Origin of the sequence: Photobacterium toruni (assembly GCF_024529955.1) — a bacterium.
Taxonomy (GTDB): domain Bacteria; phylum Pseudomonadota; class Gammaproteobacteria; order Enterobacterales; family Vibrionaceae; genus Photobacterium; species Photobacterium toruni.
In genome coordinates, this window is the sequence record NZ_AP024854.1 from 444,283 (window position 1) to 461,525 (window position 17,243).

Genomic DNA, 17,243 nt, shown 5'->3' on the forward strand with positions numbered 1-17,243 from the left:
TTTATTTTATATATAAAAAAGGGACGAATAATCGTCCCTTAGTATTTGATAAACTTAAATTTATTATTATTTAAGTTTAGCGAAGTCGCGTAGTGCGTCTACTTTGTCTGTTTTTTCCCAAGGGAATTCTTCACGACCAAAGTGACCATATGCAGCCGTCTTTTTGTAGATAGGCTGAAGTAGGTTTAACATTTCTTGTAGGCCGTATGGGCGTAGGTCGAAGTGTTGACGAACTGCTTCAATGATAATTTCTTGATGGACTTTCTCAGTACCGAACGTTTCAATCATGATAGACGTTGGATCAGCAACACCGATAGCGTATGAAAGTTGAATTTCACAACGGTCAGCCATACCAGCGGCAACGATATTTTTCGCTACATAACGTGCTGCGTATGCTGCTGAACGGTCAACTTTTGATGGATCTTTACCTGAGAATGCACCGCCGCCGTGACGTGCTGCACCGCCGTAGGTATCAACGATAATTTTACGACCTGTTAAGCCACAGTCACCCATTGGGCCACCGATAACGAAACGACCGGTTGGGTTGATAAAGAATTTAGTTTCTTTACGTAACCACTCTTCAGGTAGTACGGGTTTGATGATTTCTTCCATTACAGCTTCACGTAGATCCGCTGTTGAAATTGAATCACTGTGCTGAGTTGATAATACAACTGCATCAATACCAACAATTTTACCTTGATCGTATTCAAACGTTACTTGAGATTTAGCATCAGGACGTAACCAAGGTAGGCTGCCGTTCTTACGTACAAGCGCTTGACGTTGAACAAGACGGTGTGCGTAAGTAATTGGTGCAGGCATTAACTCTTTAGTTTCGTTGGTTGCATAACCAAACATAATACCTTGGTCACCAGCGCCCTGCTCTTTAGGGTCTGCTTTATCAACGCCTTGGTTGATGTCTGGTGATTGCTTACCAATGGTATTTAAAACAGCACAAGAATTAGCATCAAAGCCCATATCCGAATGAATATAACCAATTTCACGGACTGTTTCACGAGTGATTTCTTCGATATCAACCCAAGCAGATGTTGTTACTTCGCCACCGACCATTACCATGCCAGTTTTTACGTAAGTTTCACAAGCAACACGTGCTTTAGGATCTTGTTCTAAAATTGCATCCAAGACTGCGTCTGAAATTTGATCTGCAATTTTATCTGGATGTCCTTCTGATACCGATTCAGAAGTAAACAGATGTTTAGCCATTGATGGTCTCACTTATATTCATAAATTTGGTAGAACGGTAGCGGTAATACTGATACTGCACTGCATTCTATACGTTTATATGTATAGAGCTACCTCCGTCTAGACGTCTATAATACCCCTGCCAGTTATAAAATCAACAATGTAATCTGTAAGGATTTAGACAAAAACCGCATTGATGCAAGGTTATGGTTTTTATTGTTACTGTTTTGAATACAAAAACTTAAAATTGAATAGATTGCATATTGTTGAATAAACTGGATTTTTTAAAAACGAAAACGTTTGCAGTCAATGGCATCTATTTGAGACAATATTGAAACGAAATTAAGTGCTCGCTGATAAATAGCGACATTATTTATTCGTAAATTATTATTTTATGACTATTTGGAGCAGATATGTCTTCTAGCAATGCGGTGTCTCGTAAAGAACTAGCCAATGCAATTCGTGCACTTAGTATGGATGGTGTGCAACAAGCGAACTCAGGTCATCCGGGTGCGCCGATGGGAATGGCAGATATTGCTGAAGTATTGTGGCGTGATCATTTGAATCATAATCCACAAAATCCAAACTGGGCTGATCGTGATCGTTTCGTATTATCAAACGGCCATGGCTCAATGCTTATTTACTCTCTGCTTCATTTGACAGGTTATGATTTATCAATTGATGATCTTAAAAATTTCCGTCAATTACACTCAAAAACACCAGGTCATCCAGAATACGGTTACGCGCCAGGTGTTGAAACGACTACCGGTCCTTTAGGTCAAGGCATTACCAATGCGGTGGGTATGGCACTGGCAGAAAAAGCCATGGCAGAGCAATTTAACCAGCAAGGGCATGAGATTGTCGATCACTATACCTACACCTTTATGGGTGATGGTTGCATGATGGAAGGTATCTCTCATGAAGCATGTTCATTAGCTGGTACTCTCGGTCTTGGTAAGCTAATTGCGTTCTGGGATGACAACGGCATCTCTATTGATGGTGAAGTAGAAGGCTGGTTTACTGATGACACAGCCAAACGCTTTGAAGCTTATGGCTGGCATGTAATTTCAACTGTTGATGGCCATGATGCTGACGCGATCAATGCTGCGATTGCTGCTGCACAAGCTGAAACAGCAAAACCAACCCTTATTTGCTGCCAAACCATTATTGGCTTTGGTTCACCGAATAAAGCCGGTTCACATGACTGTCACGGCGCGCCATTAGGTGCAGAAGAAATTGCTGCTGCGCGTGAATTCTTAGGTTGGAACCACGGTCCATTTGAAATTCCTGCTGATATTGCGGCAAAGTGGAATGCTATTGAAGCGGGTAATGCGAAAGAAACCGCGTGGGAGCAAAAGTTTGCCGCTTATAGCGCAGCTTACCCTCAATTAGCGGCTGAATTTACTCGTCGAATGAACGGTGACTTACCAACTAACTGGGACGCTGAAACTTCAAAGATCATCACCGATCTGCAAGCGAACCCTGCCAATATCGCATCACGTAAAGCATCACAAAATGCACTAGAGGCGTACGGTCAGTTATTACCTGAGTTTATGGGTGGCTCTGCTGATTTAGCACCATCAAACTTAACCATGTGGTCAGGTTCTAAATCACTGACACCGACTGATGCATCTGGCAACTACATTCACTATGGCGTACGTGAATTTGGTATGACGGCCATCATTAACGGTATTGCATTACACGGTGGTTTTGTTCCTTATGGTGCAACCTTCCTTATGTTTATGGAATACGCCCGTAATGCACTGCGTATGGCAGCTTTGATGAAGGTGCAAAATATTCAGGTTTACACTCACGACTCCATTGGTTTGGGTGAAGATGGTCCAACACACCAGCCAGTAGAGCAGGTTGCATCACTTCGTTTAACACCCAATATGAGTACGTGGCGTCCTTGTGATCAGGTTGAATCTGCGGTTGCTTGGAAATATGCGATAGAGCGTAAAGATGGTCCAACAGCGTTAATTTTCTCGCGTCAAAACCTTGATCAGCAGGATCGTAATGCAGAGCAAGTAGCGAACATCACTAAAGGTGGCTACATTCTTAAAGATTGTGCTGCTGAGCCTGAGCTTATTTTAATTGCGACAGGCTCTGAAGTGGGTATTGCAGCACAAGCGTACGCAGAGTTAACCGCTGCGGGTCGTCAAGTTCGTTTGGTTTCTATGCCTGCGACGGATTTATTTGATAAGCAAACTGCCGCTTACCGTGAAAGTGTATTACCTGCAAATGTAACTGTGCGTATTGCTATTGAAGCGGGTATTGCGGATTACTGGTACAAATATGTGGGTCTTAACGGTCGCATTATCGGGATGACAACTTTTGGTGAGTCAGCCCCTGCCGATGAGCTATTTAAGATGTTTGGTTTTACGGTAGAAAATATCGTTAAGAATGCCAATGAGTTACTTGGGTAATATGAATTTTTAGCCTCAAGTTTTTCCTTTATAAAGACCGCTAATTGCGGTCTTTTTTTATGTCGATAATTCCAGTTGACCATTAAAGTGAACGGCAGTATTTAACGATAATTCGCATTATTAAAACTAATTCGAAGCGATTGTTTTTATCGCTTTAAAAGCGTAAGAGAATACCTATAATGAGCCTTATCGAGACACGACCACAAGCCTTATAGAATCAATGGTTAGGCTATGGTTTCATTACTAAAAAAGCTTAGTTTTTTGAGGAAAAAGATATGACTGGTATCGTTAATAAAATTATTGCACTTTACACGCCTGTATTCGCTCCTATGTATAAAAGCGGTAACATAACCAAGTAAAGTTGATGTTAGGGTTTTCCTTAACCATAAACTATTTTTTAAGAAGGCTTTGAACCGATTGTTCAAAGCCTTTTTTGTGTTTAAAGTTAAGCGTATTTAGTATAAAAAAATCAGTATTCATTAAAGCTATGCTTTTTGGTTATATTATTATATTTATAAATTCTGTTAGCGATGTATTTTGCTGACATTTGTCAATTTTTAGTTTTGTTACATTATTTATCTTTTCTTTCTTTTGATTATGATTAAAATAAACTCATAAGTTTACTTTTTAGAGTGTTGTGATGAAAAAAGCTATTTTAGGATTATTAGTTGGTCTAGTTGCGATGACTTCTTTACCTACTCACGCTAATGGTTGGGGTAACTGGGGCGAGACTAAAAAAGGTCGCGTTGAGAGTGCTCGAATTTGTGGTAATAACGGTTATATCTTTAAAGTTCGTGATAGTTTTTATGTCGCAAAATATCAATCGGGTAAGCGTTTTGCTGTTGGCGTACCTGTGAAAGCACGTTTTGGCAAAAATAAATGGTTACGTGTCGAAGGGCTTAAAAACGACGGTAATTACCTTGTTAAGCGTAAGTACTACAGCCTTGCAAAAGCAAAAGCGAGCGCATGTGGTTTAGCGTGGTAAATCATTTGATATGAATTGTAGAAAGGTCGCTCAGGCGGCCTTTTTTGTCTCTAAATATTGTGGAGATGCTGGTATTACGCCCGCTGTAACGGTGAGGCATTGTTATGATGTTAGCAGGATATAACAGCTGACTTTTACAGAAGAGGCTAACCAATAGCATTTAAATGAGAATTTTGGAATTGAGTAACACTAACAACAAAATAATAACGTTACTTGTAAGCTGATTGAGGCGAATAAAACGTTTTAAAATAGTTACCTTGGGGGGGGGTACATGAAGTATGATTACAAAGTGCGGGATAGATGGATACTATTAAATACAGCCGTTTTTAGCGCAAAGTAAGACTTATATGTCGAGTAATAGGTCTTTGTGGCTTTAAAATCGTTTCTAGAGGCTATTGAATGGGACTTAGATAGGGTTAATATGGAGTGATTTTATGCATCTTATGAGTACCACTTCCTTGTGGTTTTTTATTTACCCTAGTTCTACAAATTATGTAAGAAGAACAATAATTTGTATGCATCTTTAATTAAAAATGAATTTTTAGTGTGCTTTGATTAGCATTAATGAAAGCAACTCTTCATTTATACCAACTTCACTTCTTATTTTTTTTATGTCATTAATATAATCTTTATTATGGCTGCGCGTGCGATGATAAGTTTGTATTACTAAAATCACATCATCATCAGTCAATGGACGCATAGAAGCTAATGCTGATAATGCACCACGAATGATGAAAATATCATCAATTAAGTTATCGAATACTTGGCACATAGATTTTGAAGGGAAGTCATTTTCGTAGAATATATAAATAATATAGTTAATCCAAATATGACTATTCTTAGCAAAGTATTCTCGATAGTGATTGGTGAAACCATGTTGAAGGATTTTGTATTGCTTATGGCTATCACTTTTAGTAAGGCTTAGTGCATTAAGTAGCTGCTGGTATAATAAATTAAAACGTGAAGATGCTATTTTATAACTGTGAGATGAGTCTTGATTTATATGGTAGTTAAAAATTTTAATTAATAAGCTCGGATAGAAATCAGATGAAGTACGTTGCTCACTATATAGTTTTTCAAAGTCATTATTATTAATTTTTTCACAACATAACTGTAGTCTTTTTTGTAATTCTTCTATGTTATCTTTATGAGGTTCAATTAAACGTAATGTTACACCTATATAAAAAAGACGTTGTTCTAAACTAATGTTATTAATAAAAAGAATGTCAATGATAAATTGTTGAACTGCTTCATACCAATTAGGGCGAGTATAGTTGTTTTCATCAAATGCATCGTTAGTGGTGTTTTTTTGATGAAACTGCATAGAAGTAGGGTTAAGTAATATTTGTCTTGCGGCTTCTGGACAAGATAAATATAAGTTGTGTTCTTTTTTATTACCACGGATTGTAGATGACCGAGGGTAGGTTTGACACGTCTGTGATAAACGTTGGTGACCATGCTCTTTATGTACTTCGCACAACCCGTTTTCTTCACGGAAAGGGCAAACACCGTCGTTATTAAGACGGATTTTTGCGTAATAAGGGGATGTATCACCTTTAGTTCGCATGATTACATCTGCTGATTTTACTTTTAGTGAACTCTTTTGAGTCATGAATTGATATGTTGATTTATCTATTGAGATATCCCAACTATGACAACAGTGGTCTTCACATTTTTCGGCAATGCATGAGAAATTTTTTATATATTCAGGCGTGATAATTAATCTCATATATTTATATTTTTCATCTCTAATTATTATTGATTAATGCATGTTATGCACGATTAATAAGGCGATCAAGTAAAACTAGATTTTTAGTTCAATCGTAAGGTGTTAAAAATTAAATAGGGTGAATTTTAAGCTGTATTTTTTGTAAATTTTTATTAAATGCTAACAATTTATAGACCTATTAAGATGTGTTTCTTATTTTTAGATCTCGCATTTTAAGCTAATCTTTAAAGTAAAGATTGTAATTAATAGGTGTAGTTATGGTAATGATAAGAAGATTATTGGGAATAAAAAGCAAAGTAGAAAAAAAGAGCTTAAAGACAGGCTAAATTTTGCCATATCACAGTCGGTAAGGCGCATATTTTGTTTACAAAAGCGGTTCATATAAATAGATTAACTGTTAAATACCGCCTAATTTGAGGCGGTATTTTTGTATGCAAGGTAGATTTAAAATAAATCTAAAGTATAGGGTCACTTAGCCGGCCTTTGCGATACAGTGTTAAGGCGAATACTTTAAGTGATTATCCCACCTACGTATACCTTATAAGTATATATAGACTATAAGTAATTCCTTATTAGGAAGTATAAGTTTATTTAATGATTTCTGTATATATTTTTTATGCATGAATGTAAGATGATATTTTATAATTTTTATTGATGATGAGTTTTATTAAAATTCAGTTAGTAGATGGGATAAGTGTTAACGGAATTATTTCTGTTATTGGTGATGATGATATGGAATATGTTGTTATTAATAAAAATAAAATAATCGCATTAGTTATTAACAATGAAAATTATGAGATTTCATTGCTGTTAACTAAAGGGAGATATGTAGATTTATCATTTAATAAATTAATAAATGAGTTTTATCGGGTAGAAAGAGAATTAGTTTCATAAGCACATATAGTTTGTGATATTAAACACCGTCCATCGAGGTTAATGCCGTTCACTTAAGGATATTTTATTTGTTTTATGTACAAAATAAAATATTCCAAATAGCAAAGAATCCAGCTATAGCTAGGTTCTTTAATTATCAAAAGCCTTTATCCATAAGGATTTCAGGCTTAAGTGAACGGCATTAGTCCATCGAGGCGGTCTTTTTGTGGTTGGACGCTGTATTTAGATAAAAGTCATACAGGGTGTCGAATGATGGGTGTTTATGGTCTTAAAATTATTTCTAGGCGTGCTTTTTAGGTTTTTTGTATGTAGGGTAAATTTGAAATAAATCTATTTTGAGGTGTTTGAGCTGAGTTTTGAGTAATTTTAAATCTAATGGTGTTATTGAATATGGTCGCTTAAGTGGTCTTTATCGTATGAGATGCATATTATAATATGGTTATTTCTATATTAAATTAAAAAATAACCTCAATTATTAATAATGACGCAACGATAAAAACAAGTAAACTTATTATGCTTACAATAAATAATTCTCTCTGTTTTCTTATATTCATACATTGCATATTATATTTGTCTGTAATTTCTTTTCTTCGTAGTTTTACATATAAAGAGTTAGCTTATCTTTATCGTAATTAGTTGTTAGTAAAGTATTTATATATAAAACATTTATTTAAATAATGCTTGTTTATAGTTTTAAAATTCAGTCAAAAAAGCCACTGCTTTATCAGCGGCCTTTTCGACAGATTAATTACCGATAGTCAGGGTAATTACATGCGAGCTTTAAAGATATTAACAATCTCAGCAAGGTTTGCTTTACGAGGGTTAGTTAAAGAACACGCATCATTTAGGGCATTTTGTGCCATGAATGCGAGTTTATCTTCAGTAACACCCAGGTCAGCTAGACGTTGCTTAGTCCCTACCTTTTCAGATAGTGCATCAATCGCTTCAAGGGCTGCGTTAACTGCTTGCTCTTGAGTCATGCCTGATACATCAACACCCATTGCTTTTGCGATATCAACAAAACGTTCTGGTACTTGTTGAGCATTAAAGCGTGATACTTCAGCCAATAGGATTGCGTTACATAAACCATGAGATAGGTTGTAAACACCACCTAGTTGGTGTGCCATTGAGTGAACGTAACCTAGAGAAGCATTTGAGAATGCCATCCCTGCTAAGTACTCACCGTACTGCATTGCATCACGTGCGGCGCGGTCTTCACCGTTATTCACGACTGCTTCTAAGTTGTTAACAATTAACTCAATCGCTTTGATTGCAGATGCATCAGTGATTGGCGTTGCTGCTGTTGAAACATACGCTTCAACTGCGTGAGTTAATGCGTCCATACCTGTCGTTGCAGTTAGGAACGTAGGCATTGCTACCATTAGTTCTGAATCGTTAACTGCGATGATAGGGGTGAAGTGCTTATCAACAACTGGGTATTTAGTTTCATCTTCTTGGTTTGTGATAATCGCAAATACCGTCATTTCTGATGCCGTACCCGCAGTTGTATTCACTGTTACCAATGGAAGTTGTGGTTTTTTCGATAGGTGTACACCTTTTGAGTAATCACGAATATGACCACCGTTAGCTGCCACCAATGCGATACCTTTAGCAGTATCGTGAGAAGAGCCACCACCGAATGAAATCACGAAGTCTGCTTTGCTTTGTGCAAGAAGAGCAAGACCATCTTCGATGTTTTTCTCAGTTGGGTTTGGTTGAACACCATCAAACACAACGAAATCTAAATTATGTGCTGTTAGCTCATCAGTCAGTTTATCCACTAGGCCGATTTCAGCAAGAATACCATCAGTCACGATAAGTGCTTTTTTCAATTCTTTTGATGCTAGTTCAGCACCTAGAGATTGAATAGCGTTAGGACCCATTAAGGTTACAGGTGGCATGTAAAATACATTGCTCATAGTAAAGCTCCGATAATTTTTTATTAATTTTTGATGACTTATCGCGATAGCCATAAGCCTGAATTCGAGTTTACGTTGAGGGATATACTGTAGGAGTGATGTATATCCTTACCGATTTTAGTGTTGCTGTCTGTTTCGATGGAGCTATATTAACAATTACCCACATGTTAACAATGTATCTAAAAACAAAAACACTATTACTATATGGTAATAATTTAATGGTGGATAATATATATCTATTTTTAGGTACTTGATTTAGTGTGTTGCTTATTGATAAATTTCTAACAATAACACCATAAATCAACTGCTTATATGTATTTCGAGTGATGGCTAGAGTGTTTTTGGAAGAAGGTATTGTTTGATAATTATTAGTTGTTAGTACCGTTTAAATGACACATATTTATGAAATTATTATTTTTGATAAAGGGCGTTTTAAATTATTTATTCTAAGATAGACATTATTCAGTTGAAAAATACGATCTAATTTACGCTTTAGAGTTAATTAAGAAATACTATTTTTATATTTGGTAATAATAAAAATAGTGATAAATATAATTTTTAGTATAAATTACATCTTAAGTTTTAATACTGAACTGATGTTTATTCGATTAGATTATTATTAATATTTTAATTGTATAAAAGTTATTAAGCTAATGATGTTAGCATATTTAAAACGCTCTCATATAGACAGTGTATTTTTATTCGTGAGTTAATTTTACATTTATAAATTAATCACGTTTTTATATTAATATCTAATTATGTGCGATGAAAAAGGTTATTGATATTATTTTATTTTCCAATCATACCGATAATAAATAAGCATATTAAAATTAACGAACCCTCGAATTTTTTAGGAATTAAGTTATGTCCGACAGGAGCATATTTAAGCAACCCAAGCCGTTTTATTTGATTTTTTCAATAGAGTTTTGGGAACGATTTGGCTTCTATGGAATGCAAGCCATTTTAACCGTATATATGGTTAATATTCTTGGTATGTCTGAATCTGCAACCTTTACATTATTTGGTGCTTTTACAGCACTTGTTTTTGGGTCTGTTGCGATAGGTGGTTGGGTCGGCGATAAAGTATTAGGCACTAAGCGTACCATTAAGCTTGGAGCAATGATTTTAACTATTGGTTATATATTATTAGGATTATCAGCAAGTAGTAATTATGGTGATTCTAACTTAATTTATATTGCGATGGGTTTTATCGCGATGGGTAATGGCTTATTTAAAGCGAATCCATCAAGTTTACTTGCTAAAACGTATGGTGAAAATGATCCTCGCCTCGATGGTGCATTTACCATGTATTATATGGCGGTAAATTTAGGATCTTTTTTCTCTATATTATTAACCCCTTGGATAGCTGAAAAGTTTGGTTATAGCTTGGCGTTTGGAGTCAGTGCAGCCGGGCTTATTATTACTATCGCTAATTTTATTATTAGTGGTCATATAGTTAAAAATATAGGCTCAAAGCCTGACATGAAACCAGTTAACATTATGTATTATATTGGTATTTTAATTGGTGCTGTTGTTTTAAGTTTTGTTAGCTCAATTTTATTACAGCATCTATTTTATGCACATTTAATCTTAATTATTGTTGGTGTTATCATTGTTTTTCTGTATTTTCGAGAGTCATTTTTATCTCATGGTCTTGAACGTGCAAAAATGATTGTAGCGTTTATATTAATGTTGCAAGGTGTGATGTTTTTTGTCCCTTTTCTTCAAATGCCAACATCAGTTAACTTTTTTGCTATTCATAATGTGTCTCATGATCTTTTTGGTTTTGCTATTGCTCCTGAGCAGTTCCAAGCATTGAATTCATTATGGGTGATGGTCGCAAGCCCTATACTAGCGATTATATATAATAAATATGGGGATCGTTTTGCGATGCCATTGAAGTTTGCTATTGGTATGGTATTTAGCAGTTTTTCATTCTTAGTGTTGGCGCTTGGTGCTCATTTTGCAAATAACGATGGTATTATCAGTTCTAATTGGCTGGTATTATCTTATATTTTTCAGGCTGTTGGTGAGATGCTGGTGTCAGGATTAGGCTTGGCAATGGTTGCTCAACTTGTTCCACAGCGTATGATGGGGTTCGCGATGGGGATGTGGTTCTTAACGTTAGCTACCGCAGCAGTATTTGCAGGTTGGGTTGCAACATTAACAGCGGCACCTGTGGGGATTGTAAATCCTCATCAAACACTCACTATTTATAGTCATATATTTAGTCTTATCGGATATATCACGGCAGCAATTGCATTATTAACGTTAGTGATCGCGCCGTTATTAACGCGAATTATTCGTGGAGAAACAAAAAAGACGACGGTTGCATTGTTTTAAGTTAGTTAAATACAAAAAATCAGTGGTTGTAATATTAATTTTACAATCACTGATTTTTTATTTATATTCAATAAGCGAATGATTATTCGTAATCCATTACAATACGACCGGTTACTTCGCCTTTTTCAAGTTCATCAAAAATAGTATTGATCTCTTCTAGTTTTCTAACTTCAATGTTTGTTTTAATTTTGCCTTGTGCTGCAAAATCAAGACATTCAGCTAAATCTCGACGAGTACCAACAATTGAACCAACTAATGTAATCCCATTAATTACCGTATCAAAAATAGGAACTGGCATATCTTCTGGTGGTAAGCCGACTAATACGAGTGTTCCGCCTCTACGAATTGATGCATAAGCACTTTCAAAACCTGCTTTAGATACTGCTAAACAAATAGCAGCGTGAACACCTGTGCCTAATAATTCTTTGATTTTAATTTCAGGAGTTTCAATTTTAAAATCAATGAAATGTTTAGCACCTAATCGTAATGACAATTCTTTTTTATTTTCACCAGTATCGATAGCAATAACATTTAATCCCATCGCTACCGCATACTGTATAGCTAAGTGACCAAGACCACCAACACCAACAATCGCAACCCAATCACCTGGTTTTGTATTACTTACTTTTAACGCTTTATAAGACGTCACACCTGCACAAAATAAAGGTGCAGCTTCAATAAAACCAAGCTCATCTGGTATTTTTACAATATAACGGGCATCTGCTTTACAGTAATCAGCATAACCACCATCTACATGATATCCTGTATAAAGACAATCAGGACAAAGTGTTTCTTTTCCTTCTAAACAGTAATCACAATAGCCACAAGCTGTGTATAAGAAAGGAACACCGACACGATCACCTACTTTTACATGATCAACATTTTTACCTACCTCGGTAACAATACCAACCCCTTCATGACCAGGAATAAGAGGCATTTTAGGCTTAACAGGCCAGTCACCTTGACAAGCGTGAATATCAGTATGACAAACACCACATGCTTTAATATTTACTAATACATCATTGACACCAATGGATGGAATCTTAATATTTTCAATTACGAGTTTCTTTTTAAAGTCATGTGCAATAGCCGCTTTCATATATAATGTCCTTTATTTTATACAAAATGAAAAATGAATAAATTATCTCTGTTAAATAAAACTATTCGTTAAAAACCAAATGCTAAATGATATTTGACGTATTTCTTATTAAGAGGAATAACTTTTTAAAATGTGTAATTAATCATAATGCACTAAATTAAATTTATTATTGGACGCCATACATATTACCGCTACGATTGAATTTTTAAGTTAAAGTAATAATAACGGGATTGTTAAAAATAAAGCTATATCTTATTTAAGAAGCTTATTCCTTAAAGTATTAACGATATGATTGACTTGATATAATCATAATCTACCCTATTTTAGATAAAAACAATCACTTCAAATGCAATTAACCATTACAAAATAAATATGCTATTTATTGCTTATTTTACCATCTTTAAGTTATATCATGATCTGTTTATCAAGGAGGGGATTTAAGATATATCGATAATAAAGAGTGAGTAGAGGCTAAAAAATAAAGGTAGTCGGTGGTAATAATGATTTTTTATCAAAAAAGTGGGAGAAATAGTCAACATTGAGAGTAAAGTCAAAAAAAAGCCGCTGATTTATCAGCGGCCTTTTCGACAGATTAATTACCGATAGTCAGGGTAATTACATGCGAGCTTTAAAGATATTAACAATCTCAGCAAGATTTGCTTGACGAGGGTTCGTTAAAGAACACGCATCATTTAGGGCATTTTGTGCCATAAATGCGAGTTTATCTTCAGTAACACCCAGGTCAGCTAGACGTTGCTTAGTCCCTACCTTTTCAGATAGTGCATCAATCGCTTCAAGGGCTGCGTTAACTGCTTGCTCTTGAGTCATGCCTGATACATCAACACCCATTGCTTTTGCGATATCAACAAAACGCTCTGGTACTTGTTGAGCATTGAAGCGTGATACTTCAGCCAATAGGATTGCGTTACATAAACCATGAGATAGGTTGTAAACACCACCTAGTTGGTGTGCCATTGAGTGAACGTAACCTAGAGAAGCATTTGAGAATGCCATACCTGCTAAGTACTCACCGTACTGCATTGCATCACGTGCGGCGCGGTCTTCACCGTTATTCACGACTGCTTCTAAGTTGTTAACAATTAACTCAATCGCTTTGATTGCAGATGCATCAGTGATTGGCGTTGCTGCTGTTGAAACATAGGCTTCAACTGCGTGAGTTAATGCGTCCATACCTGTCGTTGCAGTTAGGAACGTAGGCATTGCTACCATTAGTTCTGAATCGTTAACTGCGATGATAGGGGTGAAGTGCTTATCAACTACTGGGTATTTAGTTTCATCTTCTTGGTTTGTGATGATAGCAAATACCGTCATTTCTGATGCCGTACCTGCAGTTGTATTCACTGTTACCAATGGAAGTTGTGGTTTCTTAGATAGATGCACACCTTTTGAGTAATCACGAATATGACCACCGTTAGCTGCCACCAATGCGATACCTTTAGCTGTATCGTGAGAAGAACCACCACCAAATGAAATCACGAAGTCTGCTTTGCTTTGTGCAAGAAGAGCAAGACCATCTTCGATGTTTTTCTCAGTTGGGTTTGGTTGAACACCATCAAATACAACAAAATCTAAGTTATGTGCTTTTAGCTCATCAGTCAGTTTATCCACTAGGCCGATTTCAGCAAGAATACCATCAGTCACGATAAGTGCTTTTTTCAATTCTTTTGATGCTAGTTCAGCACCTAGAGATTGAATAGCGTTAGGACCCATTAAGGTTACAGGTGGCATGTAAAATACATTGCTCATAGTAAAGCTCCGATAATTTTTTATTAATTTTGATGACTTATCGCGATAGCCATAAGTCTGAATTTGAGTTTACGTTGAGGGATATACTGTAGGGGTGATGTATATCCTTACCGATTTTAGTGTTGCTGTCTGTTTCGATGGGGTTATATTAACAATTACTGACAAGTTAACAATATACATAAAAGCAAAAACACTATTACTATAATGCAATAATAAGAAGTATTGAATGACTGGTTTACTTGTTGATACTGGCTAGTGCTCTCTTGAAATAAAAATAAGGTAATAAGGTTTCTCTGGGAGAGATTATTTTGATTTGAAGTTTATAGTAACATTACTTGAAAAAATGAAAAGGATATAATTATCAATTGATTAAAGTTAAAAAATAGACTGCCTTTATATAGTGGTAGTACTATGTAAATAGTGTTTATAACGAAGGGAAATCGTTGTCATTTTGCCATTTATTTTTGGTAACTGTCTATATATCCTTGAGAAAGGTATGACAAATGCAGTTAAAAGCATGTAATGACATAAAAACACAGGCAATGGGTCATATATGGTAATAATTAGAAAGGATTTATATAGGGATATAGACCATTACTTGTATCCTAATATTGCAACGAGTCTGAATCGGATCGTATAAATGGGTTAACTTTTAAATACTGTCCATCGTGACGGTATTTTTGTATGTAAAGTAGATTGATAATAATTTAATACTTCAAGCGTTATTGAATTTATAGCTCTATTAAGATGTGTTTCTTATTTTTATATATCGTATATGAAGCTAATTTTCACTTTTAAAGCTAATCTTTTAAAGTAAAGGTTATAATTAAGAGGTGACTGTTATGGTAATGATAAGAAGATTATTGGGAATAAAAAGCAAAGTAGAAAAACAAAAAGAGCTTAAAGACAGGCTAAATTATGCTATATCACAGTCGGTAAGGCGCAGTATTTAGTACGCATAAATAGATTAAACGCCAAATACCGTCCATTGTGACGGTATTTTTGTATGTGAGGTAGATTTAAAATAAATTTCTTTGCTCGTGTTTCTTTACTGCTTAGATTTATTTTAAATCTACCTCTTGTGGTACTGATGACGGTTTTTATCTGGCATAGCAATTCATGCGCATGGTTGCACCTAAAGCAATGTATCCAAGTAATGCTTTACACTTATCAATAGTAAGTTGATTGTTACTGTTATTTTTAAGTTGCGTCAAAGATTGAATGAGTCCAACAGATTCATATTGTTCTAATGAAATGTTTAATGCACTCAGTAGCTTTTTCTTCTCATTACAATATGCTTTTATTGATACTTTTTTGGGCGAGCTTCTGTAGTTACTAATCTGAACGACGATATTCTCTGGCATGTTTTATTCTCCAAATGGCATTGTGCCGATAAAAAAAGCCTTAAACAAAGTTCAAAGTTTCATTTGGCAATGAAATTATTTTGCAGGTGCAGAATCTTCAGCGGCTTGGCGGTGTGCTGTGTAGATTGCTTCACCGTCACTTTCTGCATCAAAGATAACTTTAACGTCAGCAGAGAACAGAATAACGTCGCCTACTTCAGCAACGTATTTGTTGCCTTTCATATCACGCATTACGATCTTGCCTTTCGTTACTACTCTTCTTTTTATAATAAAGGCTGGGGTTCCCCAGCCTTTTTGTAGGACATTGCGTATTACATGCGAGCTTTAAAGATATTAACAATCTCAGCAAGATTTGCTTGACGAGGGTTCGTTAAAGAACACGCATCATTTAGGGCATTTTGTGCCATAAATGCGAGTTTATCTTCAGTAACACCCAGGTCAGCTAGACGTTGCTTAGTCCCTACCTTTTCAGATAGTGCATCAATCGCTTCAAGGGCTGCGTTAACTGCTTGCTCTTGAGTCATGCCTGATACATCAACACCCATTGCTTTTGCGATATCAACAAAACGCTCTGGTACTTGTTGAGCATTGAAGCGTGATACTTCAGCCAATAGGATTGCGTTACATAAACCATGAGATAGGTTGTAAACACCACCTAGTTGGTGTGCCATTGAGTGAACGTAACCTAGAGAAGCATTTGAGAATGCCATACCTGCTAAGTACTCACCGTACTGCATTGCATCACGTGCGGCGCGGTCTTCACCGTTATTCACGACTGCTTCTAAGTTGTTAACAATTAACTCAATCGCTTTGATTGCAGATGCATCAGTGATTGGCGTTGCTGCTGTTGAAACATAGGCTTCAACTGCGTGAGTTAATGCGTCCATACCTGTCGTTGCAGTTAGGAACGTAGGCATTGCTACCATTAGTTCTGAATCGTTAACTGCGATGATAGGGGTGAAGTGCTTATCAACTACTGGGTATTTAGTTTCATCTTCTTGGTTAGTGATGATGGCAAATACAGTCATTTCTGATGCTGTACCCGCAGTAGTGTTCACTGTTACCAATGGAAGTTGTGGTTTCTTAGATAGATGCACACCTTTTGAGTAATCACGAATATGACCACCGTTAGCTGCCACCAATGCGATACCTTTAGCAGTATCGTGAGAAGAACCACCACCAAATGAAATCACGAAGTCTGCTTTGCTTTGTGCAAGAAGAGCAAGACCATCTTCGATGTTTTTCTCTGTTGGGTTTGGTTGAACACCATCAAACACAACGAAATCTAAGTTATGTGCTGTTAGCTCATCTATTAACTTGCTAACAAGACCGACTTCGACTAATACACTATCAGTAACAATCAGTGCTTTTTTCAATTCTTTTGATGCTAGTTCAGCACCTAGAGATTGAATAGCGTTAGGACCCATTAAGGTTACAGGTGGCATGTAAAATACATTGCTCATAGTAAAGCTCCGATAATTTTTTATTAATTTATAGTGACTTATCGCAAGCGCCAT

Annotated in this window: 11 protein-coding genes and 1 pseudogene; 4 read left to right on the forward strand and 8 right to left on the reverse strand. The window is 36.0% G+C overall.

Features of this window, described 5'->3' with window-relative positions:
* Nucleotides 1-66: 66 nt before the first annotated feature.
* Nucleotides 67-1,221, reverse strand: coding sequence for a methionine adenosyltransferase (gene metK / locus OC457_RS02255; protein WP_080174549.1), 1,155 nt, complete (start codon nucleotides 1,219-1,221; stop codon nucleotides 67-69).
* A gap of 392 nt (nucleotides 1,222-1,613) precedes the next feature.
* On the opposite strand from metK, the gene tkt reads away from it, so the two are divergent.
* Both tkt and OC457_RS02265 read left to right on the forward strand, forming a co-directional pair.
* On the forward strand, nucleotides 1,614-3,626 hold the full coding sequence (gene tkt, locus OC457_RS02260) for a transketolase (protein ID WP_080174550.1): 2,013 nt from the start codon (nucleotides 1,614-1,616) through the stop codon (nucleotides 3,624-3,626).
* 640 nt (nucleotides 3,627-4,266) lie between these two features.
* Nucleotides 4,267-4,611 (forward strand): hypothetical protein, encoded by a 345-nt coding sequence (locus tag OC457_RS02265; RefSeq protein WP_080174551.1) that lies wholly within the window; start codon nucleotides 4,267-4,269, stop codon nucleotides 4,609-4,611.
* A 541-nt stretch (nucleotides 4,612-5,152) separates the two neighbouring features.
* Here OC457_RS02265 and fliB read toward each other — a convergent pair.
* Nucleotides 5,153-6,340: a flagellin lysine-N-methylase gene (fliB, locus tag OC457_RS02270; RefSeq protein WP_080174552.1), complete on the reverse strand. Its 1,188-nt coding sequence runs from the start codon at nucleotides 6,338-6,340 to the stop codon at nucleotides 5,153-5,155.
* 654 nt (nucleotides 6,341-6,994) lie between these two features.
* On the opposite strand from fliB, the gene OC457_RS02275 reads away from it, so the two are divergent.
* Nucleotides 6,995-7,234: a hypothetical protein gene (locus tag OC457_RS02275; protein ID WP_080174553.1), complete on the forward strand. Its 240-nt coding sequence runs from the start codon at nucleotides 6,995-6,997 to the stop codon at nucleotides 7,232-7,234.
* A gap of 767 nt (nucleotides 7,235-8,001) precedes the next feature.
* On the opposite strand, the gene OC457_RS02280 is transcribed toward OC457_RS02275, so the two are convergent.
* Nucleotides 8,002-9,153, reverse strand: a complete 1,152-nt coding sequence (locus tag OC457_RS02280) for an iron-containing alcohol dehydrogenase (protein WP_065208852.1) — start codon at nucleotides 9,151-9,153, stop codon at nucleotides 8,002-8,004.
* Nucleotides 9,154-10,017: 864 nt separating this feature from the next.
* Between OC457_RS02280 and dtpA the strand changes: the two genes are divergently transcribed.
* Complete coding sequence (gene dtpA, locus OC457_RS02285) at nucleotides 10,018-11,496, forward strand: dipeptide/tripeptide permease DtpA (RefSeq protein ID WP_080176583.1); 1,479 nt, start codon at nucleotides 10,018-10,020, stop codon at nucleotides 11,494-11,496.
* Between the two features lie 82 nt (nucleotides 11,497-11,578).
* On the opposite strand, the gene adhP is transcribed toward dtpA, so the two are convergent.
* From adhP to OC457_RS02310, 5 genes and pseudogenes are all read right to left on the reverse strand, one after another.
* Nucleotides 11,579-12,595, reverse strand: coding sequence for an alcohol dehydrogenase AdhP (adhP, locus tag OC457_RS02290; protein ID WP_080176584.1), 1,017 nt, complete (start codon nucleotides 12,593-12,595; stop codon nucleotides 11,579-11,581).
* Between the two features lie 615 nt (nucleotides 12,596-13,210).
* Nucleotides 13,211-14,362: an iron-containing alcohol dehydrogenase gene (locus OC457_RS02295; RefSeq protein WP_256383633.1), complete on the reverse strand. Its 1,152-nt coding sequence runs from the start codon at nucleotides 14,360-14,362 to the stop codon at nucleotides 13,211-13,213.
* Between the two features lie 1,100 nt (nucleotides 14,363-15,462).
* The gene (locus tag OC457_RS02300) at nucleotides 15,463-15,726 is read right to left on the reverse strand and encodes a hypothetical protein (RefSeq protein ID WP_080175425.1); all 264 of its coding nucleotides are present in this window, start codon (nucleotides 15,724-15,726) and stop codon (nucleotides 15,463-15,465) included.
* A 75-nt stretch (nucleotides 15,727-15,801) separates the two neighbouring features.
* A pseudogene (locus tag OC457_RS02305) lies at nucleotides 15,802-15,993 on the reverse strand (hypothetical protein); the annotation flags it as partial.
* A 44-nt stretch (nucleotides 15,994-16,037) separates the two neighbouring features.
* A complete protein-coding gene (locus OC457_RS02310; protein WP_262054070.1) occupies nucleotides 16,038-17,189 on the reverse strand; it encodes an iron-containing alcohol dehydrogenase in 1,152 nt (383 codons plus the stop codon).
* Nucleotides 17,190-17,243: the final 54 nt, after the last annotated feature.

Bases quoted from the DNA above. Each gene is read 5' to 3' on its own strand.
- tkt (WP_080174550.1), top strand. From the start codon at position 1,614: ATGTCTTCTAGCAATGCGGTGTCTCGTAAAGAACTAGCCAATGCAATT.
- OC457_RS02300 (WP_080175425.1), bottom strand. From the start codon at position 15,726: ATGCCAGAGAATATCGTCGTTCAGATTAGTAACTACAGAAGCTCGCCC.
- adhP (WP_080176584.1), bottom strand. From the start codon at position 12,595: ATGAAAGCGGCTATTGCACATGACTTTAAAAAGAAACTCGTAATTGAA.
- OC457_RS02265 (WP_080174551.1), top strand. From the start codon at position 4,267: ATGAAAAAAGCTATTTTAGGATTATTAGTTGGTCTAGTTGCGATGACT.
- metK (WP_080174549.1), bottom strand. From the start codon at position 1,221: ATGGCTAAACATCTGTTTACTTCTGAATCGGTATCAGAAGGACATCCA.
- OC457_RS02280 (WP_065208852.1), bottom strand. From the start codon at position 9,153: ATGAGCAATGTATTTTACATGCCACCTGTAACCTTAATGGGTCCTAAC.
- OC457_RS02275 (WP_080174553.1), top strand. From the start codon at position 6,995: ATGATGAGTTTTATTAAAATTCAGTTAGTAGATGGGATAAGTGTTAAC.
- OC457_RS02295 (WP_256383633.1), bottom strand. From the start codon at position 14,362: ATGAGCAATGTATTTTACATGCCACCTGTAACCTTAATGGGTCCTAAC.
- dtpA (WP_080176583.1), top strand. From the start codon at position 10,018: ATGTCCGACAGGAGCATATTTAAGCAACCCAAGCCGTTTTATTTGATT.
- fliB (WP_080174552.1), bottom strand. From the start codon at position 6,340: ATGAGATTAATTATCACGCCTGAATATATAAAAAATTTCTCATGCATT.
- OC457_RS02310 (WP_262054070.1), bottom strand. From the start codon at position 17,189: ATGAGCAATGTATTTTACATGCCACCTGTAACCTTAATGGGTCCTAAC.